The sequence below is a fragment of the Paraglaciecola sp. L1A13 genome, assembly GCF_009796745.1.
Classification (GTDB): Bacteria; Pseudomonadota; Gammaproteobacteria; order Enterobacterales; family Alteromonadaceae; genus Paraglaciecola.
Genome location: NZ_CP047024.1, coordinates 3,808,061 through 3,831,775, shown reverse-complemented (window position 1 = coordinate 3,831,775; position 23,715 = coordinate 3,808,061). Strand labels below are relative to the sequence as shown.

At 42.7% G+C, this 23,715-nt stretch carries 26 protein-coding genes; 17 read left to right on the top strand and 9 right to left on the bottom strand.

The annotated features are described in order from the left end of the window. Positions 1 to 3: 3 nt before the first annotated feature. From GQR89_RS16275 to ampD, 3 genes are all read right to left on the bottom strand, one after another. Complete coding sequence (locus GQR89_RS16275) at positions 4 to 759, bottom strand: GntR family transcriptional regulator (RefSeq protein ID WP_158771014.1); 756 nt, start codon at positions 757 to 759, stop codon at positions 4 to 6. A 216-nt stretch (positions 760 to 975) separates the two neighbouring features. Next, on the bottom strand, positions 976 to 1,788 hold the full coding sequence (gene ampE / locus GQR89_RS16270; RefSeq protein WP_158771013.1) for a beta-lactamase regulator AmpE: 813 nt from the start codon (positions 1,786 to 1,788) through the stop codon (positions 976 to 978). Between the two features lie 28 nt (positions 1,789 to 1,816). Next, the gene (ampD, locus tag GQR89_RS16265) at positions 1,817 to 2,413 is read right to left on the bottom strand and encodes a 1,6-anhydro-N-acetylmuramyl-L-alanine amidase AmpD (protein WP_158771012.1); all 597 of its coding nucleotides are present in this window, start codon (positions 2,411 to 2,413) and stop codon (positions 1,817 to 1,819) included. A gap of 67 nt (positions 2,414 to 2,480) precedes the next feature. Here ampD and GQR89_RS16260 point away from each other — a divergent pair, with 67 nt between their 5' ends. The 11 genes from GQR89_RS16260 to GQR89_RS16210 all read left to right on the top strand — a co-directional run bounded on the left by GQR89_RS16260 (position 2,481) and on the right by GQR89_RS16210 (position 11,895). Beyond that, positions 2,481 to 3,017: a TIGR02281 family clan AA aspartic protease gene (locus tag GQR89_RS16260; RefSeq protein ID WP_233268995.1), complete on the top strand. Its 537-nt coding sequence runs from the start codon at positions 2,481 to 2,483 to the stop codon at positions 3,015 to 3,017. Positions 3,018 to 3,065: 48 nt separating this feature from the next. Then, entirely contained in the window at positions 3,066 to 3,908 is an 843-nt protein-coding gene (nadC, locus tag GQR89_RS16255) for a carboxylating nicotinate-nucleotide diphosphorylase (RefSeq protein WP_158771011.1), read from the top strand. A gap of 209 nt (positions 3,909 to 4,117) precedes the next feature. Beyond that, positions 4,118 to 4,564 (top strand): prepilin-type N-terminal cleavage/methylation domain-containing protein, encoded by a 447-nt coding sequence (locus tag GQR89_RS16250; RefSeq protein WP_158771010.1) that lies wholly within the window; start codon positions 4,118 to 4,120, stop codon positions 4,562 to 4,564. 68 nt (positions 4,565 to 4,632) lie between these two features. Next, positions 4,633 to 5,838: a type II secretion system F family protein gene (locus GQR89_RS16245; RefSeq protein ID WP_158771009.1), complete on the top strand. Its 1,206-nt coding sequence runs from the start codon at positions 4,633 to 4,635 to the stop codon at positions 5,836 to 5,838. A gap of 105 nt (positions 5,839 to 5,943) precedes the next feature. After that, complete coding sequence (locus GQR89_RS16240) at positions 5,944 to 6,819, top strand: A24 family peptidase (RefSeq protein WP_158771008.1); 876 nt, start codon at positions 5,944 to 5,946, stop codon at positions 6,817 to 6,819. A 9-nt stretch (positions 6,820 to 6,828) separates the two neighbouring features. Continuing rightward, positions 6,829 to 7,437 (top strand): dephospho-CoA kinase, encoded by a 609-nt coding sequence (gene coaE, locus GQR89_RS16235; protein ID WP_158771007.1) that lies wholly within the window; start codon positions 6,829 to 6,831, stop codon positions 7,435 to 7,437. A gap of 143 nt (positions 7,438 to 7,580) precedes the next feature. Beyond that, positions 7,581 to 8,333, top strand: a complete 753-nt coding sequence (gene zapD / locus GQR89_RS16230; RefSeq protein ID WP_158771006.1) for a cell division protein ZapD — start codon at positions 7,581 to 7,583, stop codon at positions 8,331 to 8,333. Between the two features lie 28 nt (positions 8,334 to 8,361). Continuing rightward, positions 8,362 to 8,592, top strand: a complete 231-nt coding sequence (gene yacG, locus GQR89_RS16225; RefSeq protein WP_158771005.1) for a DNA gyrase inhibitor YacG — start codon at positions 8,362 to 8,364, stop codon at positions 8,590 to 8,592. Positions 8,593 to 8,750: 158 nt separating this feature from the next. Next, complete coding sequence (locus tag GQR89_RS16220) at positions 8,751 to 9,494, top strand: glutathione peroxidase (protein WP_158771004.1); 744 nt, start codon at positions 8,751 to 8,753, stop codon at positions 9,492 to 9,494. A gap of 152 nt (positions 9,495 to 9,646) precedes the next feature. After that, positions 9,647 to 10,669, top strand: coding sequence for a carboxylesterase (locus GQR89_RS16215; protein ID WP_158771003.1), 1,023 nt, complete (start codon positions 9,647 to 9,649; stop codon positions 10,667 to 10,669). Between the two features lie 137 nt (positions 10,670 to 10,806). Next, positions 10,807 to 11,895: a glutathione S-transferase family protein gene (locus GQR89_RS16210; RefSeq protein ID WP_158771002.1), complete on the top strand. Its 1,089-nt coding sequence runs from the start codon at positions 10,807 to 10,809 to the stop codon at positions 11,893 to 11,895. 128 nt (positions 11,896 to 12,023) lie between these two features. On the opposite strand, the gene GQR89_RS16205 is transcribed toward GQR89_RS16210, so the two are convergent. Beyond that, a complete protein-coding gene (locus GQR89_RS16205) occupies positions 12,024 to 12,752 on the bottom strand; it encodes a 16S rRNA (uracil(1498)-N(3))-methyltransferase (RefSeq protein ID WP_158771001.1) in 729 nt (242 codons plus the stop codon). A 134-nt stretch (positions 12,753 to 12,886) separates the two neighbouring features. Then, positions 12,887 to 13,045 carry a hypothetical protein gene (locus GQR89_RS21375; RefSeq protein ID WP_166424774.1) on the bottom strand — a complete coding sequence of 53 codons (159 nt, stop codon included), beginning with the start codon at positions 13,043 to 13,045 and terminating at the stop codon, positions 12,887 to 12,889. Between the two features lie 319 nt (positions 13,046 to 13,364). Between GQR89_RS21375 and GQR89_RS16200 the strand changes: the two genes are divergently transcribed. Then, on the top strand, positions 13,365 to 14,192 hold the full coding sequence (locus tag GQR89_RS16200) for a mechanosensitive ion channel family protein (protein ID WP_158771000.1): 828 nt from the start codon (positions 13,365 to 13,367) through the stop codon (positions 14,190 to 14,192). Positions 14,193 to 14,258: 66 nt separating this feature from the next. On the opposite strand, the gene GQR89_RS16195 is transcribed toward GQR89_RS16200, so the two are convergent. Together GQR89_RS16195 and metK are read right to left on the bottom strand one after the other, a co-directional pair. Then, positions 14,259 to 15,065, bottom strand: coding sequence for a M48 family metallopeptidase (locus GQR89_RS16195; RefSeq protein ID WP_158770999.1), 807 nt, complete (start codon positions 15,063 to 15,065; stop codon positions 14,259 to 14,261). Between the two features lie 172 nt (positions 15,066 to 15,237). Continuing rightward, complete coding sequence (gene metK, locus GQR89_RS16190; RefSeq protein WP_158770998.1) at positions 15,238 to 16,386, bottom strand: methionine adenosyltransferase; 1,149 nt, start codon at positions 16,384 to 16,386, stop codon at positions 15,238 to 15,240. 279 nt (positions 16,387 to 16,665) lie between these two features. Here metK and tkt point away from each other — a divergent pair, with 279 nt between their 5' ends. The 5 genes from tkt to GQR89_RS16165 all read left to right on the top strand — a co-directional run bounded on the left by tkt (position 16,666) and on the right by GQR89_RS16165 (position 22,640). Further along, positions 16,666 to 18,666: a transketolase gene (gene tkt / locus GQR89_RS16185; protein WP_158770997.1), complete on the top strand. Its 2,001-nt coding sequence runs from the start codon at positions 16,666 to 16,668 to the stop codon at positions 18,664 to 18,666. 109 nt (positions 18,667 to 18,775) lie between these two features. Beyond that, complete coding sequence (epd, locus tag GQR89_RS16180) at positions 18,776 to 19,804, top strand: erythrose-4-phosphate dehydrogenase (RefSeq protein ID WP_158770996.1); 1,029 nt, start codon at positions 18,776 to 18,778, stop codon at positions 19,802 to 19,804. A gap of 103 nt (positions 19,805 to 19,907) precedes the next feature. Further along, on the top strand, positions 19,908 to 21,083 hold the full coding sequence (locus GQR89_RS16175; RefSeq protein WP_158770995.1) for a phosphoglycerate kinase: 1,176 nt from the start codon (positions 19,908 to 19,910) through the stop codon (positions 21,081 to 21,083). Between the two features lie 106 nt (positions 21,084 to 21,189). After that, positions 21,190 to 22,089 (top strand): fructose bisphosphate aldolase, encoded by a 900-nt coding sequence (locus tag GQR89_RS16170; protein ID WP_158770994.1) that lies wholly within the window; start codon positions 21,190 to 21,192, stop codon positions 22,087 to 22,089. A gap of 212 nt (positions 22,090 to 22,301) precedes the next feature. Continuing rightward, on the top strand, positions 22,302 to 22,640 hold the full coding sequence (locus GQR89_RS16165) for a hypothetical protein (protein ID WP_158770993.1): 339 nt from the start codon (positions 22,302 to 22,304) through the stop codon (positions 22,638 to 22,640). 23 nt (positions 22,641 to 22,663) lie between these two features. Here GQR89_RS16165 and GQR89_RS16160 read toward each other — a convergent pair whose 3' ends face one another. Then, entirely contained in the window at positions 22,664 to 23,257 is a 594-nt protein-coding gene (locus GQR89_RS16160) for an HD family hydrolase (RefSeq protein ID WP_158770992.1), read from the bottom strand. Positions 23,258 to 23,330: 73 nt separating this feature from the next. Continuing rightward, entirely contained in the window at positions 23,331 to 23,594 is a 264-nt protein-coding gene (locus GQR89_RS16155) for a DUF4282 domain-containing protein (RefSeq protein ID WP_158770991.1), read from the bottom strand. Between the last annotated feature and the right edge of the window lie 121 nt (positions 23,595 to 23,715).

Below are 23,715 nucleotides of genomic sequence, written 5' to 3'. Positions count from 1 at the left end.
CTATTACTCTTTTACTTCTATTCTGCGTAACGCTCTTTGCATACGCATGTCTTGACGATTTATGTCTAATAAAGTCTTCTCTATGTATGCAAGGTGTTCGTTACTCGCATCACGAGCCAATTTAGGATCGCGTTTGATAATTGCTTGTACAATATTTTTACGCTGCGAATTAATCATATGCTGTGCATCTGGGTGAGCAGCTAAAAAAACTAAGTTTCGGTGAATGTTATCTTTCAGTAGCGCTTGAAAGCTGCGCATAACATGCAATAAAACCACATTATGGGCTGCAACAGCCATTGTTAGATAAAATTCAACCAGAGCTTCAGCTTCTCGATTGTGATCAATTTTCTGCGTAGCACTGGGTAAATTTGACAGTGCATCTTGCAGGGCGTCGTAATCACTCTGCTGTCCTCTTAGCGCAGCGTAATAAGCTGCCATTCCCTCGAGTGCGTGACGAAATTCCAGTAAATCAAATTGGGTTTCAGGCCGAGTGGTTAATAAGGCCATCAACGGGTCAGTGACCAAGGTATTCATCCGGCGTTTTACAAACGTTCCGCCGCCTTGCTTGCGCTCAACTAATCCTTTGGCTTCCAGTTTTTGAATGGCTTCTCTGACGGAAGGGCGAGACACGGCAAATTTGAGCGCTAATTCACGCTCTGACGGCATTTTTTGTCCAGAAAGAAAAGTGCCGTCTATCAACATGGATTCAATACGCTCCATTATTTCATCGGACAATTTTTTTGTACGAACATGCTGCATGTCGTGTAACCACTCCTGTCTTCTAAAACCGTATGTTCGAAAGCAAAACATACGAATTGGCCAATTGGTAAGACCAATTAGCCCAATAGCTTAGAGCAGTATTGCAATTGGGTAAATGTCTATTTGTATAAAGCGTGTTAAATATAGTAATAAAAAGCGAATGGACAACCCAAATCGCGGGAGACTTAGCGGATTCGGGGTGACTGGTCTGAGGTGTTAGTTAAGCCAACCCACTAAGGTTAATCCTGAAATAACGGCCATTAAAAAGAGCATGTTGCGCTTAGCTAAGCGAACCAATGTGCATGGTTCTTCGGTACAATTGAGTTCATCGGGCTCAACATCCTCAGCAGCTCTGGATACATCTGTGAGTAGTTTTTTCGCCGAAATATTGGGCGTCAAGAAGTGGCCTAGCCAAACAGGCAGTGCATGTGAAAAATGCCCGACCAACAAGAAGCCTAATGCTGTTATCCGTACAGGTAGCCAATCTAAAAAGTACATAATCTTGTTAGCTGTATTATTTTCATGACCTATACGTGATTGGGTGGCTCGCGCTAAAACGTATAGAACCGCCCCTGGGGCACCCAAAATTACAAAAAATAGTGCCACGGCAGCATAATGACGATAGTTCTGCCAGACTAGGTTTTGTCCAAACGTAGTAGAGCTTTGATTATTCTCAATTATTTGGTCGGCGTAGAGATTGCAGGCTTCCATGTCACCACGGTTCGCTGCTTGTAAATAACATTTATAGGTGGCCCGAACGCTGGGGCAACCAACACAGACCATCAGTATTGCGGTACTGATAATAAAAGCGATAATTTGTCCGACGGCAAATGTGAGTACGCAAAAGATAAGTAAAGAAGGCAACGCGATAATCATGGTTAACAACAGGAACGACGATTCACCTGACAACCAATCGCGGTTCTGCCATCTGTCTAGGTATTTGGTGCTGTAAAAGTCCGCTTGCCAGTAACGCGACTTAGTTGTTACACGCTCCACAAACAGCACCAGCAATAAACTGATTAATGTCATGCTTTATTCCTCATTGTTATCGTTATTATTATAGGTTTTTCTTCGGCTGTATGCCTTGTCTAAGGCGCGGCCAATCAAAAGCAAGACCTGGATCGGTTTTACGGCCTGGAGCAATGTCATTATGCCCTACGACCCTGCCAAGACTAATCTTAGGATAGGCATACATAATGGCATTACTTAGCTCGGTTAGCACGCGGTACTGAGCCGATGTGTAAGGAATATAGTCTGCCCCTTCTAACTCAATGCCAATAGAGTAATTATTGCAGATAGATCGGCCTTGAAAACAAGATTTCCCAGCATGCCAAGCGCGTTGGTTGAAGGGAACAAATTGAACTATTTCTCCATCACGTTTGATAACGCAATGTGCCGATACGCGTATTTTATGTATTTCCCTAAAGTAAGGGTGTGCATCAGCGTTTAGTTTGCCGACAAAAAAATCTTCTATATAACAGTTATCAAATTGATTCGGAGGTAAAGAAATATTGTGTATAACCAACAATGAAATATCAGTGGGGTCGGGACGCTCATCCTTATGGGTAGTGAATATTTGACGAGCACCGTTAATTATATGCTGATTAATTAGCGAATCAACGGTCATATCGTTAGGTAATAATGAAGACAACACAGCAACCCTGTTAAATCTCAGTGAGGTTGGTATTATTTAACGTCACATAGTAAAAGTCGAATCGAATATGTCAAAAGATGGAACACCAGAGGCAACTGAACCGAATCAAAGTGCTATGGGGAAGTGGATGTTGATACTTGCTTGGGGCGCGGGTTTAGGTCTGCTAACCTTGTTATTTCACAAGCAGTTAGCCGAGCAACTTAACCCTAATACAGCGCCCCACAGTCAAGCAACCGGCGACCGGATCGAGGTACAGTTACAACAAAATCGCTATGGGCATTACGTAACCAGCGGCTTAATTAATGCTCAGCCTGTGGTTTTTATGCTTGATACTGGCGCAACTGACGTGTCTATTCCCAGTGAGTTAGGGCCCAGTCTAGGGTTAAAACCTGGAATGAGGGCCTGGGTACAAACGGCCAATGGTCGGTTGCAAGTTGCCCGTACTGTTATCGCTGAACTGCAAATTGGCGGCATCGTATTGCGAAATGTTACCGCTCACTTAAACCCGGGCATGATGGGCAATGAGATATTGCTTGGGATGAGCGCATTGAAACAAGTAGAATTCGCCCAACGAGGGGATATGTTGATCCTACGTAGTGAATAAATATTTCCTAATTTCCTAGAATTTAATTTACAAAGATAAAGAGTGAATATGTTACAACAAGCAATTCAAGACGCGGTTAAAACAGCATTACTGGAAGATTTAGGCGGCCCTGACTGCACGGTGGGTGATATTACGGCCAATCTTATTCCTGAACCTCAACATATAACTGTGAATATAATCACCCGTGAAAATTGTGTTGTTGCTGGTAAAGAATGGGTGAATGCAACCTTTTTGTATCTTGATGAAACGACCGATATTAAGTGGTATGTCGAAGATGCTCAGCACGTTAAAGCGGATACCGTTTTATGCCAGATCTCTGGTAACGCTCGAGTGATTTTAACCGCTGAACGAACCGCGTTAAACTTTTTGCAAACGCTATCGGGCACTGCCACCGTCGTGGCTGATTATGTGCAAGCTTTAGGCGCCAGCAAAACTAAGTTGCTAGATACGCGCAAAACTTTACCTGGGTTACGACTAGCGCAAAAGTATGCAGTGGCTTGTGGTGGTGGTAAAAATCATCGTATCGGTCTGTTTGATGCCTATCTTATTAAAGAAAATCATATCTTAGCGTGTGGCTCTATCGCTAATGCCATAGGTAAAGCACGGGAGATGCATCCTGATATTCCTGTTGAAGTGGAAGTGGAAAACCTTGATGAGCTTCAGCAAGCTTTAGACGCGAAGGCAGATATTGTTATGTTGGATAACTTCTCATTAGAAGATACCCGCAAGGCCGTAGCGTTAACAAACGGCGCCAGCAAATTAGAAGTGTCAGGCAATATCACCAAAGAACGTATCGCCGAGTTGGCTCAAGTCGGGGTTGATTATATCTCCAGTGGAGCTCTCACCAAACATGTGCAAGCCATTGATTTATCGTTGAGAGTCATTGGCTGATTATTGTTCTCCCAGTCTTTATCTTGAGGCGTTCTTCTGCATTAAAGTGTTAAGTTGGTAATTCCATACACCTAGGTATAGGCCCACATACTTGTCAGTTGGTCGGGACGTTCTATACTGAAATGGAATTAGCAACACGCCTTGTTACATATTCGTGACTAGGGCGTCACTTAACAAAACATGCACCGCACAAGTGCAGGAGAAGCTCCATGAACACAACTGACACGAATACAGCAGCGACAACAAAACAAGGTGGATTTACCCTAATAGAATTAATGATTGTGGTTGCCATTATCGGTATTTTGGCCATGATTGCATTACCTGCATATCAAACCTATACAGCAAAAGCGGGTTTCAGTGAAGTGGTCTCGGCTGCCGGCCCTGCGAAAACAGCGGTTGAGATATGCGTACAAACGGGTATTCCCGCTAACTGCGATACTATAACAGATCAGCCCGGTTGGGCTTCAGGTGATCTAGTCAATACGGTTGTTATCTCTGGTACTGAAGCTGACGGTTATGTTGTTACAGTCACGCCAAATGCAGACGTACAATCTGGTGTTACCGCTGATGAAACCTATGTGCTGACGGGTACGGTTTTGAACGGCTCTGTCAACTGGGCCACATCAGGCGGTTGTACCGCAGCTAACTTGTGTTAATACGCTAACTTAGCCAAATGCTGCCCAGCTATTTATGCTGGGCTTTTTTATTTAAGAGACAGCCACTTATGCCAAAAGCCACCACTACCTTTGTATGGAGCGGAGCAAATCGTAAAGGTCAAACCGTTAAAGGGGAGATCAGTGCGGTATCGGTATTAGAGGCCAAAAACCTGTTACGTCGTCAGGGCGTATCGGCTAAGAAAGTTAAAAAACTCCCTAAACCGTTATTCGGTGGACAAAAAATAAAAGCGGTTGATATCAGTATTATCTCCCGCCAAATTGCCACTATGCTCAGTGCTGGCGTCACGCTAATCCAAACTATAGATATGATCGCCGGCGGACATAACAATCCTAATATTCGTAAAATGTTGGGTGAAATTGGCAATGAAGTCAAAGCGGGCAATCCGCTGTCGGTGGCGCTGCGCAAGCATCCTGATCAATTTGATGACCTGTATTGTGATTTGGTGGCGACCGGAGAGCAATCCGGTGCACTTGAAACCATTTACGAGCGCATTGCTACTTACAAAGAAAAAGCGGAAGCCCTGAAATCGAAAATTAAAAAAGCCATGTTTTATCCCGTGGCGGTCATCGTGGTCGCTTTTATTGTGACGACAATATTGTTAATTTTCGTAGTACCACAGTTTGAAGAAATTTTTAGTAGTTTTGGCGCTGAGTTACCCGCCTTTACTCAGTTTGTGTTGGGTATTTCTCGTTTTTTTCAAGACTATGGTTTGTTTCTTGCCGCTGGCCTAGTTGTAGCCAGCATTGTCTTTAGCAAGAGTTATAAAAAATCAAAACGTTTAAGAGATAGCCTCGATGCGAAGCTACTTAAAATTCCTGTTATCGGTTTGATCTTAAAAAAAGCTGCGGTGGCGAGATTTAGTCGTACTTTAGCGACGACCTTTGCAGCCGGTGTTCCGCTGATCGGGGCATTAGATTCTGCTGCGGGTGCCTCAGGTAATGCAGTCTTTCGCGACGCAATTTTATTCGTTAAGAAAGAGGTCGCTGGTGGTACGCAAATGAATACGGCGATGAGGGCAACGGCCGTGTTTCCCGATATGGTGACGCAAATGGTGGCCATTGGGGAAGAAGCTGGTGCGGTTGATGATATGCTCAGTAAGATTGCCACTATTTACGAGGCAGAAGTGGATGATATGGTCGATGGGCTGACTAGTTTACTCGAGCCGATGATCATGGCTGTACTCGGTGTGGTTATTGGTGGCTTAATCGTGGCAATGTATTTGCCTATTTTTGAAATGGGCAATGTTGTTTAAATCTAATCCTAACATTCTGCTCGGGGAATGCCCTTCAAGGCCTAGTTTCGGTTGCACTTTTCTGGCAAGCTAGCGGCCTTTAATCGCCGATAAAAGCTTTTTGTAATGCACGCAACTCTTCAGCTGATGGCTGACTCCCCAGCATTTTTTCTCAGTTTCGTTTTTATCGTCAGTCTAATGATCGGTAGTTTCCTTAATGTGGTTATCTACCGCTTACCTGTCATGATGGAACGCAGTTGGGAGGCTGATTTTCAAGCTCATTTCAACCCTGATGAACAAATTACCCAAACGAGCCCATTCAATTTAGTCAAACCCGATTCTACCTGTCCCAAATGCCAGCATAAAATTCGTGCGTGGGAAAACATTCCCGTTATAAGCTGGTTGCTACTGCGCGGGAAATGCAGCCAGTGTCATAATCGTATTTCTATTCGTTATCCCTTAGTCGAGCTTTTTACTGCGTTTTGTTCAGTTTGGATTGCTTGGCATTATGGTTATTCGACATCAGCATTAGCTGGGATATTCCTAACTTGGTTATTGATAGCCCTAATTTTTATCGACATTGATACTATGTTATTACCGGACCAATTAACGCTGCCACTACTATGGATGGGGTTATTATTCAGTGTTGTTAATCCATCCGTTACCAGCGCCGACTCAATTATAGGGGCGTCGGCAGGATACTTGAGTTTGTGGTCGGTCTATTGGGTATTTAAACTATTAACCGGTAAAGAGGGAATGGGTTATGGCGATTTTAAATTACTTGCCGCGCTTGGAGCGTGGATAGGCTGGCAATATTTACCGATTGTGATCCTGCTGTCTTCACTAGTAGGCGCGATAATCGGCATCTGTATTTTAACTTTGCAAGGTAAAGATAAAGGGCAGGCGATACCGTTTGGTCCCTATTTAGCCATTGCAGGCTGGTTGACGTTGTTATACGGAGATTGGATTGCGGCACAATATTGGCAGTGGGTGAGATTATGAGTAGCTATAATGAGTAAATATGTTGTGGGTGTCAGTGGCGGAATAGGCAGCGGTAAAACGACCGTAACTAATGCGTTTGCCAAGTTAAATGTTGATATTATTGATGCCGACGTGGTTGCCAGAGATGTGGTTACGCCTGGGAGCGACGGCTTGCGTGCGATCATCGAAAAGTTTGGGACAAGTATTCTAGATAAAGGTGAATGCCTTAATAGACGCGCTTTACGACAGATTATTTTTAGTGACGAACAGGCCAAAGAATGGCTGAATAATTTATTACATCCGCTTATACGACAAGAAACGTTGCGCCAAACCATCGCGGCTACATCCCAGTATTGTATGTTGAGTGTACCGTTGCTTATTGAAAACGGCAGTTACAAAAATGTTGACCGTGTTCTGATTGTAGATATACCAGAAGAAATGCAATTAGCCCGCAGTATGGTGCGGGATAATGCTGATGAAAAAATAATTCGCTCTATTATGGCCGCACAAGCGAGTCGAGAACAACGACTTGAGGTTGCCGATGACGTGATAGATAATAGTGGCGATGAAAGTGCGCTGATTGGGCAAGTTAGTCGCCTTCATCATCGCTATCTTGGATATGCGGCCGCTCTCGGCTAATCTTGATTTAACGCTATTAATGACGTTTTTTTAGCTGTGTCGATGCAATAAATCTAATCTAATGATAAACAATTTGTGTTTTTTGCTGTCTAATTGTTTGTGCTTTTTTTCTTACCAACTTTTCACATAACTTTGAGAGAGTAATGCCCCAAGCAATTTATGAATTTCCGCTCAACGAAAAAGTCAGAACTTATCTGCGTCTTGAGCAACTTTTTCAACAATTAAACCAAGTGAAGCATGCCACTGAAAGTTGGCAATACATTCATTTTTTATCGTCTTTATTCACTCTTTTAGATTTACTTGAGCGTCTTGATTTACGTACTGATGTATTAAAAGACCTAGAAGCTCATGAGAAAAACTTGGTTTTGTGGTCTCAACATCCGAATATAGATAACGACGCGTTGCAATCTGCACTGCAACAGATTTTGCGTTTGCGGGAAGAGTTTAAAGGTGCCAAAAAATTTGGTTCTGATTTAAAAGACGACCGTTTTTTGGCCGCAATCCGCCAGCGGTTCTCCATTCCAGGAGGTACTTGTAGCTTTGATTTGCCGAGTCTACATTATTGGTTGCAACAACCCCATGAGCAAATTCAAAACGATATCAAAGGCTGGATGTCAGATATCAATTTAATTGACCGTGGTTTGCAAATTATTTTGGCGTTTTTACGTGAACGGGGTCGATTTAACACAATGGAAGCGGCTAAAGGATTTTATCAAGGCATAGCAGACGACAAAAACGAGTTGATTCGGGTTATTAGCGCGACAGACCAAGGGTACTATCCAATGTTAAGCGGTAATAAATATCGTTATGCGATACGCTTTATGTTGTTCACACCCAATGTAAACGGTGGCACGGCGGTAGATGAACACGTCGTGTGTAAGCTGGCATGTTGTTAGGAATAGAAATTTAAAAGAGGAGCACGTGGTGGAAGTAGACTGTCCTTCATGTAAGAAGCGTGTTGAATGGGCTGAAAGTAGCCCATATCGGCCATTTTGCAGCAAAAACTGTCAGCTTATTGATTTAGGTGAGTGGGCAGATGAACAAAAAACGATTCCGAGTGGATCATCAAAAGATGCTGAAACGTCACAATTACCTGATATTGAAGATATCGAGGCAATGTTGAGCCAACAAGGTGATGACTTTTTTAAAAGTTGATCAGTTTTTCGATTCAAATAGTAAAACCCTAATGTAAAAAATGTTTAATCGTTTTTATAGATTTAGCTGATAGATTTTAATTACTTATTATATTTAAGTACGTGCGCTATATTAGTTCCATCGAAAAATGATTAACCCACTAAACAACTGGAGATATTATGTCTAATCCAAATTTTGCAGATAAAACTGGCCAAAAAGTTCCTAACGTTACGTTCCCTGTACGTGTAAATGACGAATGGCAAACACGTACCACTGACGAGATTTTCGGCGGTAAAACAGTTGTTGTTTTCTCATTGCCGGGTGCTTTCACGCCTACTTGTTCATCAACACATTTACCGCGTTATAACGAATTAGCGAAGGTTTTTAAGGCTAACGGCGTTGATGAGATCGTTTGTATTTCAGTCAATGATACATTCGTAATGAATGCTTGGGCCGCTGACCAAGAAGCACAGAATATTAGTTTGTTGCCAGACGGTAACTGTGAATTCACTGATGGTATGGGTTTACTTGTTGATAAAGCTGACTTAGGTTTTGGTAAGCGCAGCTGGCGCTATTCTATGTTGGTAAAAGATGGCGTGATAGACAAAATGTTTATCGAACCAGATTTACCAGGTGACCCGTTTGAAGTTTCTGACGCTGACACTATGCTTGCGTACATTGCACCAGATGCTCGTAAACCTGCACCTGCGGCTATTTTCACCAAGCCTGGCTGCCCATTCTGTTCAAAAGCAAAAGCATTGTTAACAGAAAAAGGCTACGAGTTTGAAGAACTAGTGATGGGTAAAGAAATTACGTTTACGGGTATGAAAGCTATCTCTGGTCGTGATTCATGGCCGCAAGTTTTCATCGATGGTCAACACATCGGTGGCAGTGATGATTTGGCAGAATTTCTTAATAAGTAATTTTTCCGTTCGTTAAAATACCAAAAGGGCTAACAGTGTTAGCCCTTTTTTATGGATGATAGTTAACTAATCTGTAACGATCATATGTCCATAGCAATCAGCTGTTTTGCCAGATATTATGGGCATACACAAATAGCGCAGATGCTTACCCTATGATACATAAACGATTACTGATAACTTTTTCTATTCTAATTTTTTCTTTTGGGGCCAATGCTTCAATTGCAGTGGGCTTGGCAAATTTTGATGCACTCTATCAAAGTGAGTTGGGAGATATCATAGATTGTGAAGCGCGATCTGAATATCGGCATCGCGTATGTTCGAAGCAATTAAAAAATGAAGGTAATGCCCCGTTTATTTTGCACCATGGTCATAAAACCCCGAAAGTGTTTGTATTATTTCACGGCTTAAGCGACTCGCCTTTCTTTTTAACGTCTATCGCACAAGCATTATATGATCAAGGTTATAACGTCATGGTGGCACTTCTACCTGGCCACGGCAGAAAAGATGCCGACCAAGATATGCAGGATCCTAAGCTAGCGGCTAGGTGGCACGCTAATATACAGAAAATGGTTGCTATAGCCCCTTCATTTGGAGACACACTATATATAGGAGGGTTTTCTACCGGCGGTACACTAGCAGTACAGTATGTACTAGAAAATCCCAACAGAGCTAAAGGGTTACTGTTGTTCTCAGGTGCGTTGGCATTGGATTCAAGTGTTGAAACTATGGCTAACATTTGGGGAATTAAATGGTTAGCTAAAACGTTAGACGGCGATTATCAATCTATCGGCCCTAATCCGTATAAATATCCTAGCGTGGCGCGCTATTCGGCATTCCAGCTAACGGATGTGATTTTTTCTGTACGTGAATTGATGGCGCAAAATCAGCCATTAGATCTTGCTATTTTTGCCGCACATTCGGAGGCGGATGTTACAACTCCCATCGTTGGCGTGAATGATCTATTAGCGTATAACAAGGGCAAAAATACCTTGTTTTCGATCCCCGAAGACTTAGATGTATGTCATGCAGATTTAGTCGTCAATAAGGCGCAAATTGCGCAGATCAATTTTGATGAAACTCAGGTGATAGAAATTTTGCCCTGCAGCGTACCGAAGGCTAATCCACAACATCTAGAAATGCTTCAAGCACTGAAAATATTTGTGAGTAAGCATTAACGTTAATTGTTATTGATGGTATTCCTTGTAGGGTCTGCTGGTATACGCTTATATTTGTGTATCATTGAACAAAATGGTCGATTACCCACTGGAGTATTAGTCTAGACCTAATGTTTCAATTGGGGATCGTTCCTTTTATGTATACCTTATATGGCTCTGAAGTGTCTTTGTACACGGGGAAATTACGCGCTTATTTGCGCTACAAACAACTGCCTTTTAACGAAGTGTTATCCACAGTGGGAGTGTACAAAAAGACGATCCTTCCCAAAACTGGTGTGGCATTTATTCCTGTTGTGAAAACCCCTGATGGGGAATATCTGCAAGACACTGCGCGTATCATCGACCATTTAGAAATGCTGCACAGTGAACGTTCAGTGGTGCCAATTGGAGCAAAACAACGTTTAGTAAGTGAGCTATTTGCCCTGTGGGGAGATGAATGGTTGGTGATCCCCGCGATGCATTATCGGTGGAATAAAGATAATTTTCCGTTCATCTATCAAGAATTTGGTCGAGTGGTATCGCCAAACTCACCTGCTTTTATACGCGCTTATTTTGGAAAGAAATTAGCCAAAAAATTTAGTGGCTTCGTGCCAGTTCTGGGTATAACGGAACATTCAATCCCAACGATAGAAAAGTGGTATGAGAATACCGTGTTACATCATTTGAATAAACATTTCGCAGATCATGATTACCTATTGGGGGGACGTCCATGCATAGGTGATTTTGGATTAATGGGCCCCTTATATGCACATCTGTATCGAGATCCGGCGCCAGGGAATCTGATGAAACGCATTGCACCTAATGTAGCAGCTTGGGTGGAACGCATGAATCAGGCTTGTGTTACTTCTGCGGATTACGTTGAGCACGATGAAATCCCTGATACCCTTCTACCCTTGCTCAAAGATATGTTTGAACAACAGTGGCCGGTACTCAATAGTACGGCGACAGCGTTGAGCGCGTGGCGGCGATCGCACCCTAAAGAGCGATTTATACCGCGTAGCGTAGGTGAGCATAGTTTTGCAATGGGCGGTATCAGCGAGAAACGTTTTATTTCAAGTTTTCATCAATATAAGCAACAAAGGGTGCTCGATACGTACCAACAAATAAATGATGAAAATAACGCACAACTCGCTGCATTTTTAGTCGAAATAGGCGGGCTTGAGCATATGCAAATGACAGTTGAGGACCCCGTCACGGTTGAAGATAATAAATTAGTTTTCGCCTAATAATGTTTACGTTTCTATGCGTAAGTTTGATGGGTATAAAAATAAGGGAACTGGCGAGTCACTCAAGCATACGACTCGCCAATTCAACGTCTATCACGCATTATTTTCTGGTAATACTGATGCGCTTTTTATAAATCTCCGTAAATCGCTTGTAGGGCACTAATGGCGGTTATTGCAGCCGTCTCTGTGCGCAATACTCTTGGTCCAAGTTGCACGGTTTGAAAGCCACCCTGTTCTGTTTGGTAAATCTCTTGATCTGAAAAACCACCTTCAGGGCCGATCAATAATCTCACGCCGTCTTTCCCCACATTGATATGACGGAAACTTTTGTTGGCTCGAGGATGCAACGTTAAGCGTAACGCCTGTGTCGATTGATTCACCCAACTTTGAAATTCTGTCGGCATATTTAAGATAGGCAGCACGTTACGACCACATTGTTCACAGGCCGCAATTATGATCTTTTGCCATTGCGCGTGTTTTTTTTGCCAACGTTGCTCATCCAGTTTGACCCCACAACGCTCGGTGAGCAGAGGCGTAATTTCGCTGACGCCTAATTCGACAGATTTCTGTAATACTAAATCCATTCTGTCGCCTCTAGACACAGCTTGTCCAAGGTGAATAGGTAGTGGCGATTCAACACTAATACTGATTTTCGCGTCTATTTGCACCCGCACTTTACGCTTTGAAACATCAACAAATTCACCACTGTACTCGTTGCCATCACCGTTAAATAACACCACGGGTTGACCTATTTTCGAGCGCAATACATTCGCCACGTGATTGCTTGCTTCAGGGGTTAATTCAAGCTCTTGATCAGAGTGGAGGGTATCAGGATGGTAAATTCTGGAAATTCGCATAGCTCAAATAATTGGACAATTTGCACTATGGTATCAAGGTATATCTACATGAGGGAAGTTTTAGCGTGACAAAGAGCAGGCTAATAAAATATAACAATACTCGATAGGGGGTTCAGGCCTATCGAGTATTTGATTTAGTTTATTTGTGCTACGTTACCAGTATCTATTGTAGGCGCCTGAGCTATAGCGTTAGCTCCCTTGCGTGCATACTTTGTGTTCTTACCCGTATCTCTAAAAAGAGAGTAAGTAAATAGAACGGCAACGATCATCGCTAGTACTACAAGTAGCAACATTTTCAATTCCTTTAAAAATATTATGCCAAGTCGAATAAGTCGACCTGACAAGTATATCACCAAGATTACTGCATGTTCAAAAAAACAACAGAGTTTCGCGTATCGCTTACAACTAAAGGGTAGTAGCCAAAAGTTGTACGCAAAAACAATATATTTTTTTTAAATTACAGGTATATTAACCCAGCGTTGAAAAGAGCTAAATTCGTATTATTTAATCAATCTGTAATATTAAATAATCCCTACATAGCCATGCTAGGCGTGATGGTTAGAGGAATCGGAGTAGCCATCGAAAAATATAATGAAATAAATGGAGAAATACATGTTTGAATTTGACTCAGAACAAATGTCGCAAATGATCGACACTTACGTAATCCCTTGGGGTATCAATATCGTGATGGCGATCTTGATTTACATCATCGGTAAAATTGTTGTTGGTATTATCGTTAACTTGCTAGGCAAGGTAATGAAACGGTCTAAATACGACGACATGCTCGTGGACTTTATTAAAGCGATAGCGAACGCAATATTAATGCTATTCGTTATCATTGCATCGTTAAATGAATTAGGCGTCAATACAACCTCACTTGTGGCTATTTTAGGTGCAGCAGGTTTGGCTATTGGTTTGTCTTTGCAAGGTTCTTTACAGAATTTCGCAGCTGGCGTTATGTTATTGGTATTCCGTCCGTTTAAATCGGGTGATTTTATCGAAGCTGGCGGCGCAACTGGTGTAGTGAAAAGCATTAGTATCTTTACAACAGTAATGACCAGTGGTGACAATAAAGAAATTATTGTACCTAATGGACAAATTTACGGTGGCACAATCACTAACTATTCTGCGAAAGAAACGCGTCGTGTAGACATGATAGTGGGTATTGGTTACGACGCTGATCTTAAACGCGCTAAAGAAGTGCTTAAAGAAATGGTTGCTGCTGATTCACGCATTTTACAAGACCCAGCTCCAACCGTAGCGGTTGCTGAACTTGCCGATAGCAGTGTGAACTTTGTTGTTCGCCCTTGGGTAAATGCTGCAGACTATTGGGGTGTTAAATTCGACTTTACTGAAGCGGTTAAACTACGTTTCGATCAAGAAGGCATTTCAATTCCATTTCCACAAATGGATGTGCACCTTCACAAAGATCCAGAGTAACTGTCTTTGGATTAAAAAAATGCCGCTTTAAGCGGCATTTTTTATGTCTATGATTTAATGGAAATACTATTTTTTGCACTGAGGACGGTCTTTTGCCTGACGGTATAAGCTCATCGCTGGGGCCATATTTTCACTGAGTTTTTCAATGCGGCTTTGGGGAGCGGGATGAGTTGATAATAGCTCAGGCTGCCGATTATCACCGCTAGCTTTCGCCATATTTTCCCACAAATTCACCGACTGCTGTGGATTGAAACCAGACGTAGCCATTAATTGTAAACCAATTAAATCAGCTTCGGTTTCGTGTGTGCGGCTGAACGGTAATTGCACACCGACCTGAACGCCCATACCGATGGCGGCCATGATCATACTGTTATTGGCAATTTGATTCGCTTGCAATAACTGATTGGTTGCTTCCATCCCAATTCCAATAAGTGTGCTACTGGACATACGTTCGTTGCCATGTTCAGCAATCACGTGACCTATCTCATGGCCTATAACCGCCGCTAGTTGATCTTGATTTTCCGCTACCTCAAGCAACCCAGTATAAACACCAATTTTGCCGCCAGGAAGGGCGAATGCATTGACCTGAGGGTCATCGAAAACGACTAATTCCCATTCACCAGCAAACACCGATTTAGGCACATGCTTCGTAATGGCATCAGCCACACAAGAAACAAATTGATTAGTAACGGGGATTTTAGATACTTTTTGCTCTGTCTTCATGCCATCAAAGGTTTGTTGTCCCATATTGGCCAGTTGATCCGAAGAATAAAGTTTAAGTTGATTTCGCCCCAGTGGTGATTTTGCGCAGCTTGTCAACAGCAAAGTAGAGACACAGACGGCGGTGAACACTTTACTCAAAGAAAATGGCATGACGTACTTCCTGTGAAATAATTTAGTTATAATGTTAAGGATACTACCCTGTTCTCGTTGTTCAGTTAATACTTAACTTAAGGTATAAAAAAACGCATTGAGCGTTAGCGCAATGCGTTTTTTGGTGATTAAACGCGCAATATATAACGTATCGCGGCACAATAACCCGTTGTTACTTAGCCCCTGCACGCAAAGCTTCGGCTTTATCGGTTTTTTCCCATGGGAATTCTTCGCGGCCAAAGTGACCGTACGCGGCCGTCGCTTTATAAATTGGGCGCTCTAAATCAAGCATCTTGATTAGGCCATAGGGGCGTAACTCAAAATGTTCGCGTACCAATGCAGTTAATGCTTCATCTGAAATTTGGCCTGTGCCAAAGGTATCAATATTGATAGAGGTAGGTTCAGCAACACCAATAGCATAAGAAATCTGAATCTCACAGCGTTTGGCGAGACCTGCCGCAACGATATTTTTGGCCACATAGCGTCCAGCATAGGCTGCACTGCGGTCAACTTTAGAAGGATCTTTACCAGAAAACGCTCCACCACCATGACGTGCCATACCGCCGTACGTATCAACAATGATTTTACGTCCAGTCAAACCACAATCACCCATTGGTCCGCCGATAACAAAACGACCTGTTGGATTAATAAAATATTTGGTTTGCGCCGTTAACCATTTCGCTGGCAATACCGGTTTAATGATTTCTTCCATTACCGCTTCACGCAATTGTTCAGTGGTAATTGAATCACAATGCTGGGTTGATAATACCACTGCATCAATACCCACAGGCACATTGTCTTCATAAATAAACGTTACTTGGCTTTTTGCATCTGGGCGTAGCCAGTCTAGTTGACCACTTTTACGCACTTCAGCCTGTCGTTTCATCAAACGATGGGCATAAGTCACGGGTGCTGGCATGAGTACGTCGGTTTCGTCACTGGCGTAACCAAACATTAAGCCTTGATCACCAGCTCCTTGGTCTTCAGGACGAGAGCGGTCTACCCCTTGGTTAATATCAGGAGATTGTTTACCAATAGCGTTTAGAACGGCACATGAATCGGCATCAAAACCCATATCTGAATGGGTGTATCCAATTTCACGTACGGTATTACGTGTGAGCTCTTCAATATCAACCCAAGCATTGGTAGTGACTTCGCCACCTACCATGACCATGCCGGTTTTTACGTACGTTTCACAGGCCACGCGGGCCTTGGGATCTTGCGTTAGAATGGCGTCAAGTACCGCATCAGAAATCTGATCTGCGATTTTGTCTGGGTGCCCTTCGGATACCGACTCGGAGGTAAAAAGATGCTTTGCCATGTAGGATCCTTATTAAATAAAAAAATACTAATTAATATAGTGACATTTTACTGATTAAGATCAAAAATACCAGTCTTTACTTCTAGACGTCCAAACGGCTGGGCGTAAACGAACCGTTCCAGTAAAAAAAAGTCAATGACAAATGGAGTTTCGTTATGTTTTGTCGTTGCAGTTAGGCGAGGCCTAAGCCAGAATATAGAGCTAAATCGATCGCTATCTTACTATTCTAAGCAATTTTGACCGCGACCGTAAACCAGCCACTAATAATCAGGAGACCACATGCCTTCACGTCAACAACTCGCTAACGCAATCCGTGCGCTTAGTATGGATGCAGTACAACAGGCTAATTCAGGACACCCAGGCGCCCCTATGGGCATGGCCGATATTGCCGAAGTATTGTGGAATGATTTTTTAAAGCACAATCCTGCTAATCCGAAATGGGCGAACCGTGACCGGTTTATTATGTCCAACGGCCATGGCTCGATGTTAGTTTACTCGCTATTGCATTTGACGGGTTATGCATTGCCAATTGAAGAACTGAAAAATTTCCGTCAGTTACATTCTAAAACTCCTGGTCATCCAGAGTATGGTTATGCACCAGGCGTTGAAACAACTACTGGCCCACTAGGTCAGGGTATTAGTAATGCTGTGGGCATGGCGATTGCGGAAAAGGTGCTCGCTGCACAATTTAACCAAGAAAAATTCGATATTGTAGATCATTTTACCTATTGCTTCTTGGGTGATGGTTGCTTGATGGAAGGTATTTCACATGAAGCTTGTTCGCTAGCGGGTACGTTAGGGCTAGGCAAACTTGTGATGTTTTGGGATGACAATGGTATCTCTATCGATGGTAACGTAAAAGGTTGGTTCACTGACAACACGCCTGCACGATTTGAAGCCTATGGATGGCAAGTCATTGCACATGTTGATGGTCATGATCCAGAAGCAATTAAAGCGGCTGTTGAAAAGGCGAAAGCCAATACTACTCAACCGACCTTAATCTGTTGTAAAACCGTGATCGGTTTTGGTTCACCCAATAAATCAGGTAGCCATGACTCACACGGCTCGCCTTTAGGCGTGGATGAGATTGCCGCAACCCGTGAATTCTTAAAATGGCCTTATGCTCCTTTTGAAATTCCAAATGATATTTATGCAGGATGGGACGCTAAATCAGCTGGTTCTGAACGTGAACAAGCTTGGAATGAGCAATTTTCAGCTTATGAGAAAGCACACCCTGAATTAGCCGCAGAATTAACACGTCGTTTAAATGGCGATTTGCCAGCTGATTTTGCTGAAAAAGCACAAGCTTTTATAGAGCAATCTCAAGAAAAAGCAGAAAATATTGCTAGTCGTAAAGCATCTCAGAACTCTATCGAAGCCTTTGCTTCTATTATGCCTGAAATTCTAGGTGGTTCAGCGGATTTAGCCGGTTCAAACTTGACTTTGTGGTCTAAATCTAAAGGTGTAACCGCAGATGATGCCAGTGGTAACTACTTATACTACGGTGTACGTGAATTCGGCATGAGCGGTATTATGAATGGCCTTGGTCTGCATGGCGGCTTCCGACCTTTCGGCGCAACCTTTTTAATGTTTATGGAATATGCACGAAATGCCGTACGTATGGCCTCATTGATGGGTATTCCTAACATCTTCGTTTATACCCACGACTCAATTGGTCAAGGTGAAGATGGCCCAACGCATCAACCGATTGAACAGATTGCTAACTTGCGCTTAACGCCAAATTTAGACACGTGGCGTCCTTGTGACGGTGCTGAAACTGCCGTCGCATGGAAGTCAGCTTTAGAGCGTAAAGATGGTCCAAGTGCATTAGTATTTAGTCGTCAAGGTTTACCTGCACAAGCGCGTAATGCACAGCAATTAGCTAACGTGGCTAAGGGCGGTTACGTTCTGAAGGATTGCGATAGCACTCCTCAGGTTATTTTAATTGGTACAGGTTCTGAAGTAGGCGTTGCTATGGATGCTGCTGAACAACTTAGCGCTAAAGGTGTTGCTGTTCGCGTGGTGTCTATGCCAAGTACATCTGTGTTTGACCAGCAAGATGCTGCATATCGAGAAACTGTATTACCTCGAGCAGTGACTGCTCGGGTTGCAGTTGAAGCAGCTCATGTGGATTACTGGAGCAAATACGTTGGGCTTGACGGCGCAGTGGTGGGTATGACTACTTTCGGTGAGTCAGCACCTGGTGGCGTATTGCTGAAACACTTTGGTATAACAGCCGATGCAGTAGCCGAGAAGGCACAAGGTTTATTGAATTCTTAGGAAATGCCTTCCAGTTGAAACAATAAAACTATAATCTAAGGCGCTCTCAAGCGCCTTAGTTGTTTTAGCGAATTAATAATAGCGAATATACTTTTTCAATAAGAGTCGAATGATACGAGTAGCAATAAATGGGTTTGGTCGTGTTGGACGCAACGTATTACGTGCGCTATACGAAACTGGACAGAACAAACAGATTCAAATTGTGGCGATCAATGAACTCGCTGAGCCTGAAGGCGTGGCACATCTTTTAAAGTATGATACTGCCCATGGGCGTTTTCGCTTTCCAGTGGTACTGGACAATCAACAGCTTGTTGTTGCTGGTGATCGCATCACGCTTTTACAGCAGGGAAATATCGGCAAGTTGCCTTGGTCTGAGCTGGATATCGACGTGGTATTAGAATGCACAGGCGTAAATAACGAGCGCAGTCATGGTGAACAACACCTTGCTCAAGGCGCTAAAAAAGTGCTGTTTTCTCAGCCATGTGGCTCAGATATGGACGCCACAATTATTGTTGGTATTAATGATGATACGTTAAGAGCGAGCGATACAATTGTATCTGCTGGCTCATGTACCACTAATTGTATCATTCCAGTTATCCAAGTGCTTGATGAAGCTTTCTCAGTTTCAAGTGGCACTATTACCACTATCCATTCATCTATGCATGACCAACAAGTGATCGATGCTTACCATCCAGATTTACGCCGAACTCGAGCCGCCAGTCAATCGATTATTCCGGTCGACACTAAGCTTGCACGGGGCATAGAACGGGTTTTACCTAAATTTGCTGGTAAATTTGAAGCGATAGCAGTACGTGTACCGACCATCAATGTTTCTGCTATGGACTTAAGTGTCACTCTTGAAGCTAAGGTCACTATTGAAGAGGTTAATCAAGCCTTAAAAGCAGTCAAAAATGGTCGCTTAAACGGCATATTAGATTTTACTGAAGAGCCTTTAGTCTCAGTGGATTTTAATCATGATGCACATTCTTGTATTGTTGATGGTACACAAACGCGTGTTAGCCACAAGCAACTCGTTAAGTTGCTTGTTTGGTGTGACAACGAGTGGGGATTTTCTAATCGTATGATAGATATTGTGCAGGTTATGAACAGACTGACATTAGGTAGCGCGAGTCATTAACTGATGGTTCACTTTAGTACAAGCTAAAGTGCGAAAAATAGAAATCAAATAAATACATTTTTTTATGAGTAATACACGTTTTAACACGCCAATTGGGGGAAATATGTCAATAGTCAACATGACTGATTTAGAGTTAGCAGGAAAACGAGTTCTTATTCGTCAGGATCTTAACGTACCGATTAAAGACGGTAAAGTGACCTCAGATGCGCGTATTAAGGCCTCGTTAGGTACATTGAAAATTGCTATTGATGCGGGTGCTAAGGTGATGGTTATGTCTCACCTAGGCCGGCCAACAGAAGGGCAGTTTGCACAAGAATTTTCATTGCAACCAGTGGTAGATTATCTCAACAACGTATTAGATTGCCCCGTGCGCCTTGCACGCGATTATTTGACCGGCCTAGAGGTTGAAGAGGGCGAATTAGTCGTACTTGAAAACGTACGCTTTAATCCTGGTGAGAAAAAAGACGACGAAGCGTTATCAAAACAATACGCTGCATTATGTGATGTATATGTAATGGATGCATTTGGTACCGCTCACCGTGCTCAAGCATCAACCCACGGCGTAGGTAAATTCGCGCCTGTTGCGTGTGCTGGTCCTTTGCTTGCTGGAGAGTTAGAAGCCTTAGGTAAAGCGCTGCATAATCCTGCTCGTCCGCTCCTAGCGATTGTTGGGGGCTCTAAAGTATCCACTAAATTGACGGTACTTGAAGCGTTGTCTAATAAAGTTGATCAGCTAATAGTTGGCGGGGGTATCGCGAATACCTTTATTGCCGCAACAGGTAATAATGTGGGTAAATCCCTTTACGAAGCGGACTTAATCCCTGAAGCAAACCGTTTGCTGGCGGCAGCGAAAGACGCGGGCGGTAATATTCCCGTACCAGTTGACGTAGTCACGGGTATCGAGTTTTCGGAACAAGCCGTAGCAACACTTAAAGCAGTGGGTGATGTGGCTGATGACGATATGATTTTTGATATTGGTCCGCAAACGTCAGCTGAATTAGCCACGCTTATTAAACAAGCTGGCACCATTGTCTGGAATGGCCCCGTTGGCGTGTTTGAGTTTGATCAATTTGGTGAAGGCACAAAAGCCATTGCTATGGCTATAGCTGAAAGTAACGCATTTTCTATTGCTGGTGGCGGTGATACGTTGGCGGCAGTAGACAAATATGGTATCGAAGATAAGATATCGTATATCTCCACTGGTGGTGGAGCATTTTTAGAATTTCTGGAAGGCAAAGAGCTACCTGCTGTCACTATGTTAGAGACACGGGGCGCATAATAGCCTTGCAAAATGAATAATAAGAAAAGCTTAAGCTTTCAATAACCTTTGTAACCTACAAGCCGTTATGCCCATCGGCTTACAACACAATTAAGGAGTGTTGCTCATGGCATCACAAGCACAATTAGATATGCTAACAAAAATAAAAAGTGATAATGGATTTATTGCAGCGCTTGATCAAAGCGGAGGCAGCACACCTAAGGCTTTACTTTTATATGGTGTTGAAGAAACGCAGTACACAAATGATGAAGAGATGTTTACTCAGGTTCATTTAATGCGTACGCGAATTGTAACTAGCCCTGCTTTCAACGGCAAACGTGTGGTAGGTGCGATATTGTTTGAAAATACGCTTGATCGTCAGATCGGTGGAAAATCATCAGCACACTTTCTATGGCAAGAAAAGAATGTCGTACCTTTCTTGAAAGTAGATAAAGGTCTGCTTGATGAAGCTGATGGCGTTCAGCTAATGAAGCCTATTGCTGATTTAGACAAATTACTTGCCAAAGCCAATGCCCAAGATGTTTTTGGCACCAAAATGCGCTCAGTGGTTAAGTTAGCCAATAAAAAAGGCATCGACGCCATTGTTGCTCAGCAGTTTGAAGTGGGTAAGCAAATTTTGGCAGCAGGCTTGATGCCTATCATCGAACCTGAAGTTGATATTAACAGCCCCGAAAAAGCCGCAGCTGAAGCATTGCTAAAAGCAGCTATTTTAACGGAGCTTGATAAACTAGATACCGATCTAAAGGTGATGTTGAAACTCACTTTACCGGTGGAACCGAATTTCTATCAAGAGCTTGTTAAGCATCCGAAAGTTCTGAAGGTTGTTGCGTTATCTGGTGGTTATAACCGTGAAGAAGCAAACCGTCGCTTGTCTGAAAATAATGGCATTATTGCTAGTTTTTCTCGTGCATTAACGGAAGGTGTTAGTGCTCAGCAATCTGATGATGAATTTAATGCTGTCTTAGACAAAGCAATAGAGTCTATTTATCAGGCGTCTATTAAATAATTACTCGTTAGTTTTTGTGTTAAAAACCAAGCCCCGTGCTTGGTTTTTTTTGGGGTGAAACAAATAATATCTATACCTTTGCCTAGTAGATTTTCCAGATAGGGGCTTGGTATTATAATTTTTTAACTAGAATTGATAGCCAATATTTCATGCGTTATTTTCATCAAGCGTTATGCTTAATAGTTGATTTATGAGGAAGTGGTGACGTTGTTATGCATGAATCTTTACCTTTGCCATTATACAAAAAACTTACCGTTACCTTTAGAGTCGAGCCAGGTTGTTTAGGACCTGATGGCCCGGTTCATATCGAAGGTTTTTGTCAATACGCCAAACAACACGTTGCAGCTTTGCACAGTGATTTTGTGCGTTGGCGGATTGTACCGCGTTATGATAAAAGCTTACCTGAGACTGAATATAAAACGAATAATAAGCGCTTGGATCACCTAAAGGCTAGGCAATACTTGGGCGTATTTGATCAAGAGCTAGATGCCTTTGAAGCCCATTTTCAAGACGAGCTAGCGAGACTAATTGATTTGTACTTGGGGCGTTAACTGGCTGATTGAAAATGCGCGAGTTATCGGTTCTGTAACCAACCATTCTTTACGGCTTCATCCACTTGCTGTTCCACATATTCCCAAAGTTTAGGAGCGCTGCTTCTTAGATAGCTATTGCGTTTTAGTACCTGTGTTTTGTGTACATTGTGGGCTTTCCAACTCCCACCGTTATTACTCATATTTTGAAAAATAGGTAATACGCAATCCATACCTTTAGCAAACTGAGCATCAACGCTGTCTGCTTTCTCAAACTCTAACCATAAGTTAAGCATTTCTTGTCCTGACGCTGTTGGCAATAAACCAAAAATACGTTGAGCGGCGTCTAACTCTTTTTGTTCTTGGGCTTGATGCGCTTGTTCATCGGCAAAAGCAAATAGGTCGCCAGCATCAATCTCGACAATATCGTGTATAAGTAACATTTTTGTGACGCGTAAAATATCAATAGAATGCTCTGCATACGTCACCATTGTTTGCGCCAACAGCGCAATATGCCAGCTGTGTTCAGCACTATTTTCATGGCGGTTGTCATCCGCTTTAACCATGGTTTTACGATACACCGCTTTAAGTTTGTCTATTTCGAGAATAAAGGCGATTTGAGCCGATAGGTCGTGCATGGTTAATGATCCTGAATGTAGAAATAGGCTGGGGTAATGAAACAACTGCCCGCGGGCAGTTGTCGTTCACTACTTATAACTCGTTCGTAACGTCTTGCTTGTCGGCTATTTTTTTCAAATTTTCATGGATTTTAAATAAAACTATCAACAATTCACACCAAATACGCGCCCCGATAACACCCGCGATCAAAATGCCGGCACCAGCGAAAAAGCCTCCGCCGTATGAGTTAAACATAGTACCTACGCCTGAAATTACCGCTGCGATAAGCATCAACCAATATACAAAGGTGATGATTTTAGGCGTTAACATTGAGTCGAAAAAGAATAGATCTTTCATTATAGCTTCCTTGTTATTACGTTATGTAAGTATACAGATGAACCTTCTCGCCATACGAACGATAGCGGAAGGCTGAAAACTATAAAGTTTTTTCACTAATTAATACAGTAACTTATCGTTA

What these genes read in the sequence shown, in the direction of transcription:
- GQR89_RS16275 (WP_158771014.1), bottom strand. Translation starts at nt 759, where the DNA reads ATGCAGCATGTTCGTACAAAAAAATTGTCCGATGAAATAATGGAGCGT.
- ampE (WP_158771013.1), bottom strand. Translation starts at nt 1,788, where the DNA reads ATGACATTAATCAGTTTATTGCTGGTGCTGTTTGTGGAGCGTGTAACA.
- GQR89_RS16260 (WP_233268995.1), top strand. Translation starts at nt 2,481, where the DNA reads ATGTCAAAAGATGGAACACCAGAGGCAACTGAACCGAATCAAAGTGCT.
- nadC (WP_158771011.1), top strand. Translation starts at nt 3,066, where the DNA reads ATGTTACAACAAGCAATTCAAGACGCGGTTAAAACAGCATTACTGGAA.
- GQR89_RS16250 (WP_158771010.1), top strand. Translation starts at nt 4,118, where the DNA reads ATGAACACAACTGACACGAATACAGCAGCGACAACAAAACAAGGTGGA.
- GQR89_RS16245 (WP_158771009.1), top strand. Translation starts at nt 4,633, where the DNA reads ATGCCAAAAGCCACCACTACCTTTGTATGGAGCGGAGCAAATCGTAAA.
- GQR89_RS16240 (WP_158771008.1), top strand. Translation starts at nt 5,944, where the DNA reads ATGCACGCAACTCTTCAGCTGATGGCTGACTCCCCAGCATTTTTTCTC.
- coaE (WP_158771007.1), top strand. Translation starts at nt 6,829, where the DNA reads ATGAGTAAATATGTTGTGGGTGTCAGTGGCGGAATAGGCAGCGGTAAA.
- zapD (WP_158771006.1), top strand. Translation starts at nt 7,581, where the DNA reads ATGCCCCAAGCAATTTATGAATTTCCGCTCAACGAAAAAGTCAGAACT.
- GQR89_RS16220 (WP_158771004.1), top strand. Translation starts at nt 8,751, where the DNA reads ATGTCTAATCCAAATTTTGCAGATAAAACTGGCCAAAAAGTTCCTAAC.
- GQR89_RS16215 (WP_158771003.1), top strand. Translation starts at nt 9,647, where the DNA reads ATGATACATAAACGATTACTGATAACTTTTTCTATTCTAATTTTTTCT.
- GQR89_RS16210 (WP_158771002.1), top strand. Translation starts at nt 10,807, where the DNA reads ATGTATACCTTATATGGCTCTGAAGTGTCTTTGTACACGGGGAAATTA.
- GQR89_RS16205 (WP_158771001.1), bottom strand. Translation starts at nt 12,752, where the DNA reads ATGCGAATTTCCAGAATTTACCATCCTGATACCCTCCACTCTGATCAA.
- GQR89_RS21375 (WP_166424774.1), bottom strand. Translation starts at nt 13,045, where the DNA reads ATGTTGCTACTTGTAGTACTAGCGATGATCGTTGCCGTTCTATTTACT.
- GQR89_RS16200 (WP_158771000.1), top strand. Translation starts at nt 13,365, where the DNA reads ATGTTTGAATTTGACTCAGAACAAATGTCGCAAATGATCGACACTTAC.
- GQR89_RS16195 (WP_158770999.1), bottom strand. Translation starts at nt 15,065, where the DNA reads ATGCCATTTTCTTTGAGTAAAGTGTTCACCGCCGTCTGTGTCTCTACT.
- metK (WP_158770998.1), bottom strand. Translation starts at nt 16,386, where the DNA reads ATGGCAAAGCATCTTTTTACCTCCGAGTCGGTATCCGAAGGGCACCCA.
- tkt (WP_158770997.1), top strand. Translation starts at nt 16,666, where the DNA reads ATGCCTTCACGTCAACAACTCGCTAACGCAATCCGTGCGCTTAGTATG.
- epd (WP_158770996.1), top strand. Translation starts at nt 18,776, where the DNA reads ATGATACGAGTAGCAATAAATGGGTTTGGTCGTGTTGGACGCAACGTA.
- GQR89_RS16175 (WP_158770995.1), top strand. Translation starts at nt 19,908, where the DNA reads ATGTCAATAGTCAACATGACTGATTTAGAGTTAGCAGGAAAACGAGTT.
- GQR89_RS16170 (WP_158770994.1), top strand. Translation starts at nt 21,190, where the DNA reads ATGGCATCACAAGCACAATTAGATATGCTAACAAAAATAAAAAGTGAT.
- GQR89_RS16165 (WP_158770993.1), top strand. Translation starts at nt 22,302, where the DNA reads ATGCATGAATCTTTACCTTTGCCATTATACAAAAAACTTACCGTTACC.
- GQR89_RS16160 (WP_158770992.1), bottom strand. Translation starts at nt 23,257, where the DNA reads ATGCACGACCTATCGGCTCAAATCGCCTTTATTCTCGAAATAGACAAA.
- GQR89_RS16155 (WP_158770991.1), bottom strand. Translation starts at nt 23,594, where the DNA reads ATGAAAGATCTATTCTTTTTCGACTCAATGTTAACGCCTAAAATCATC.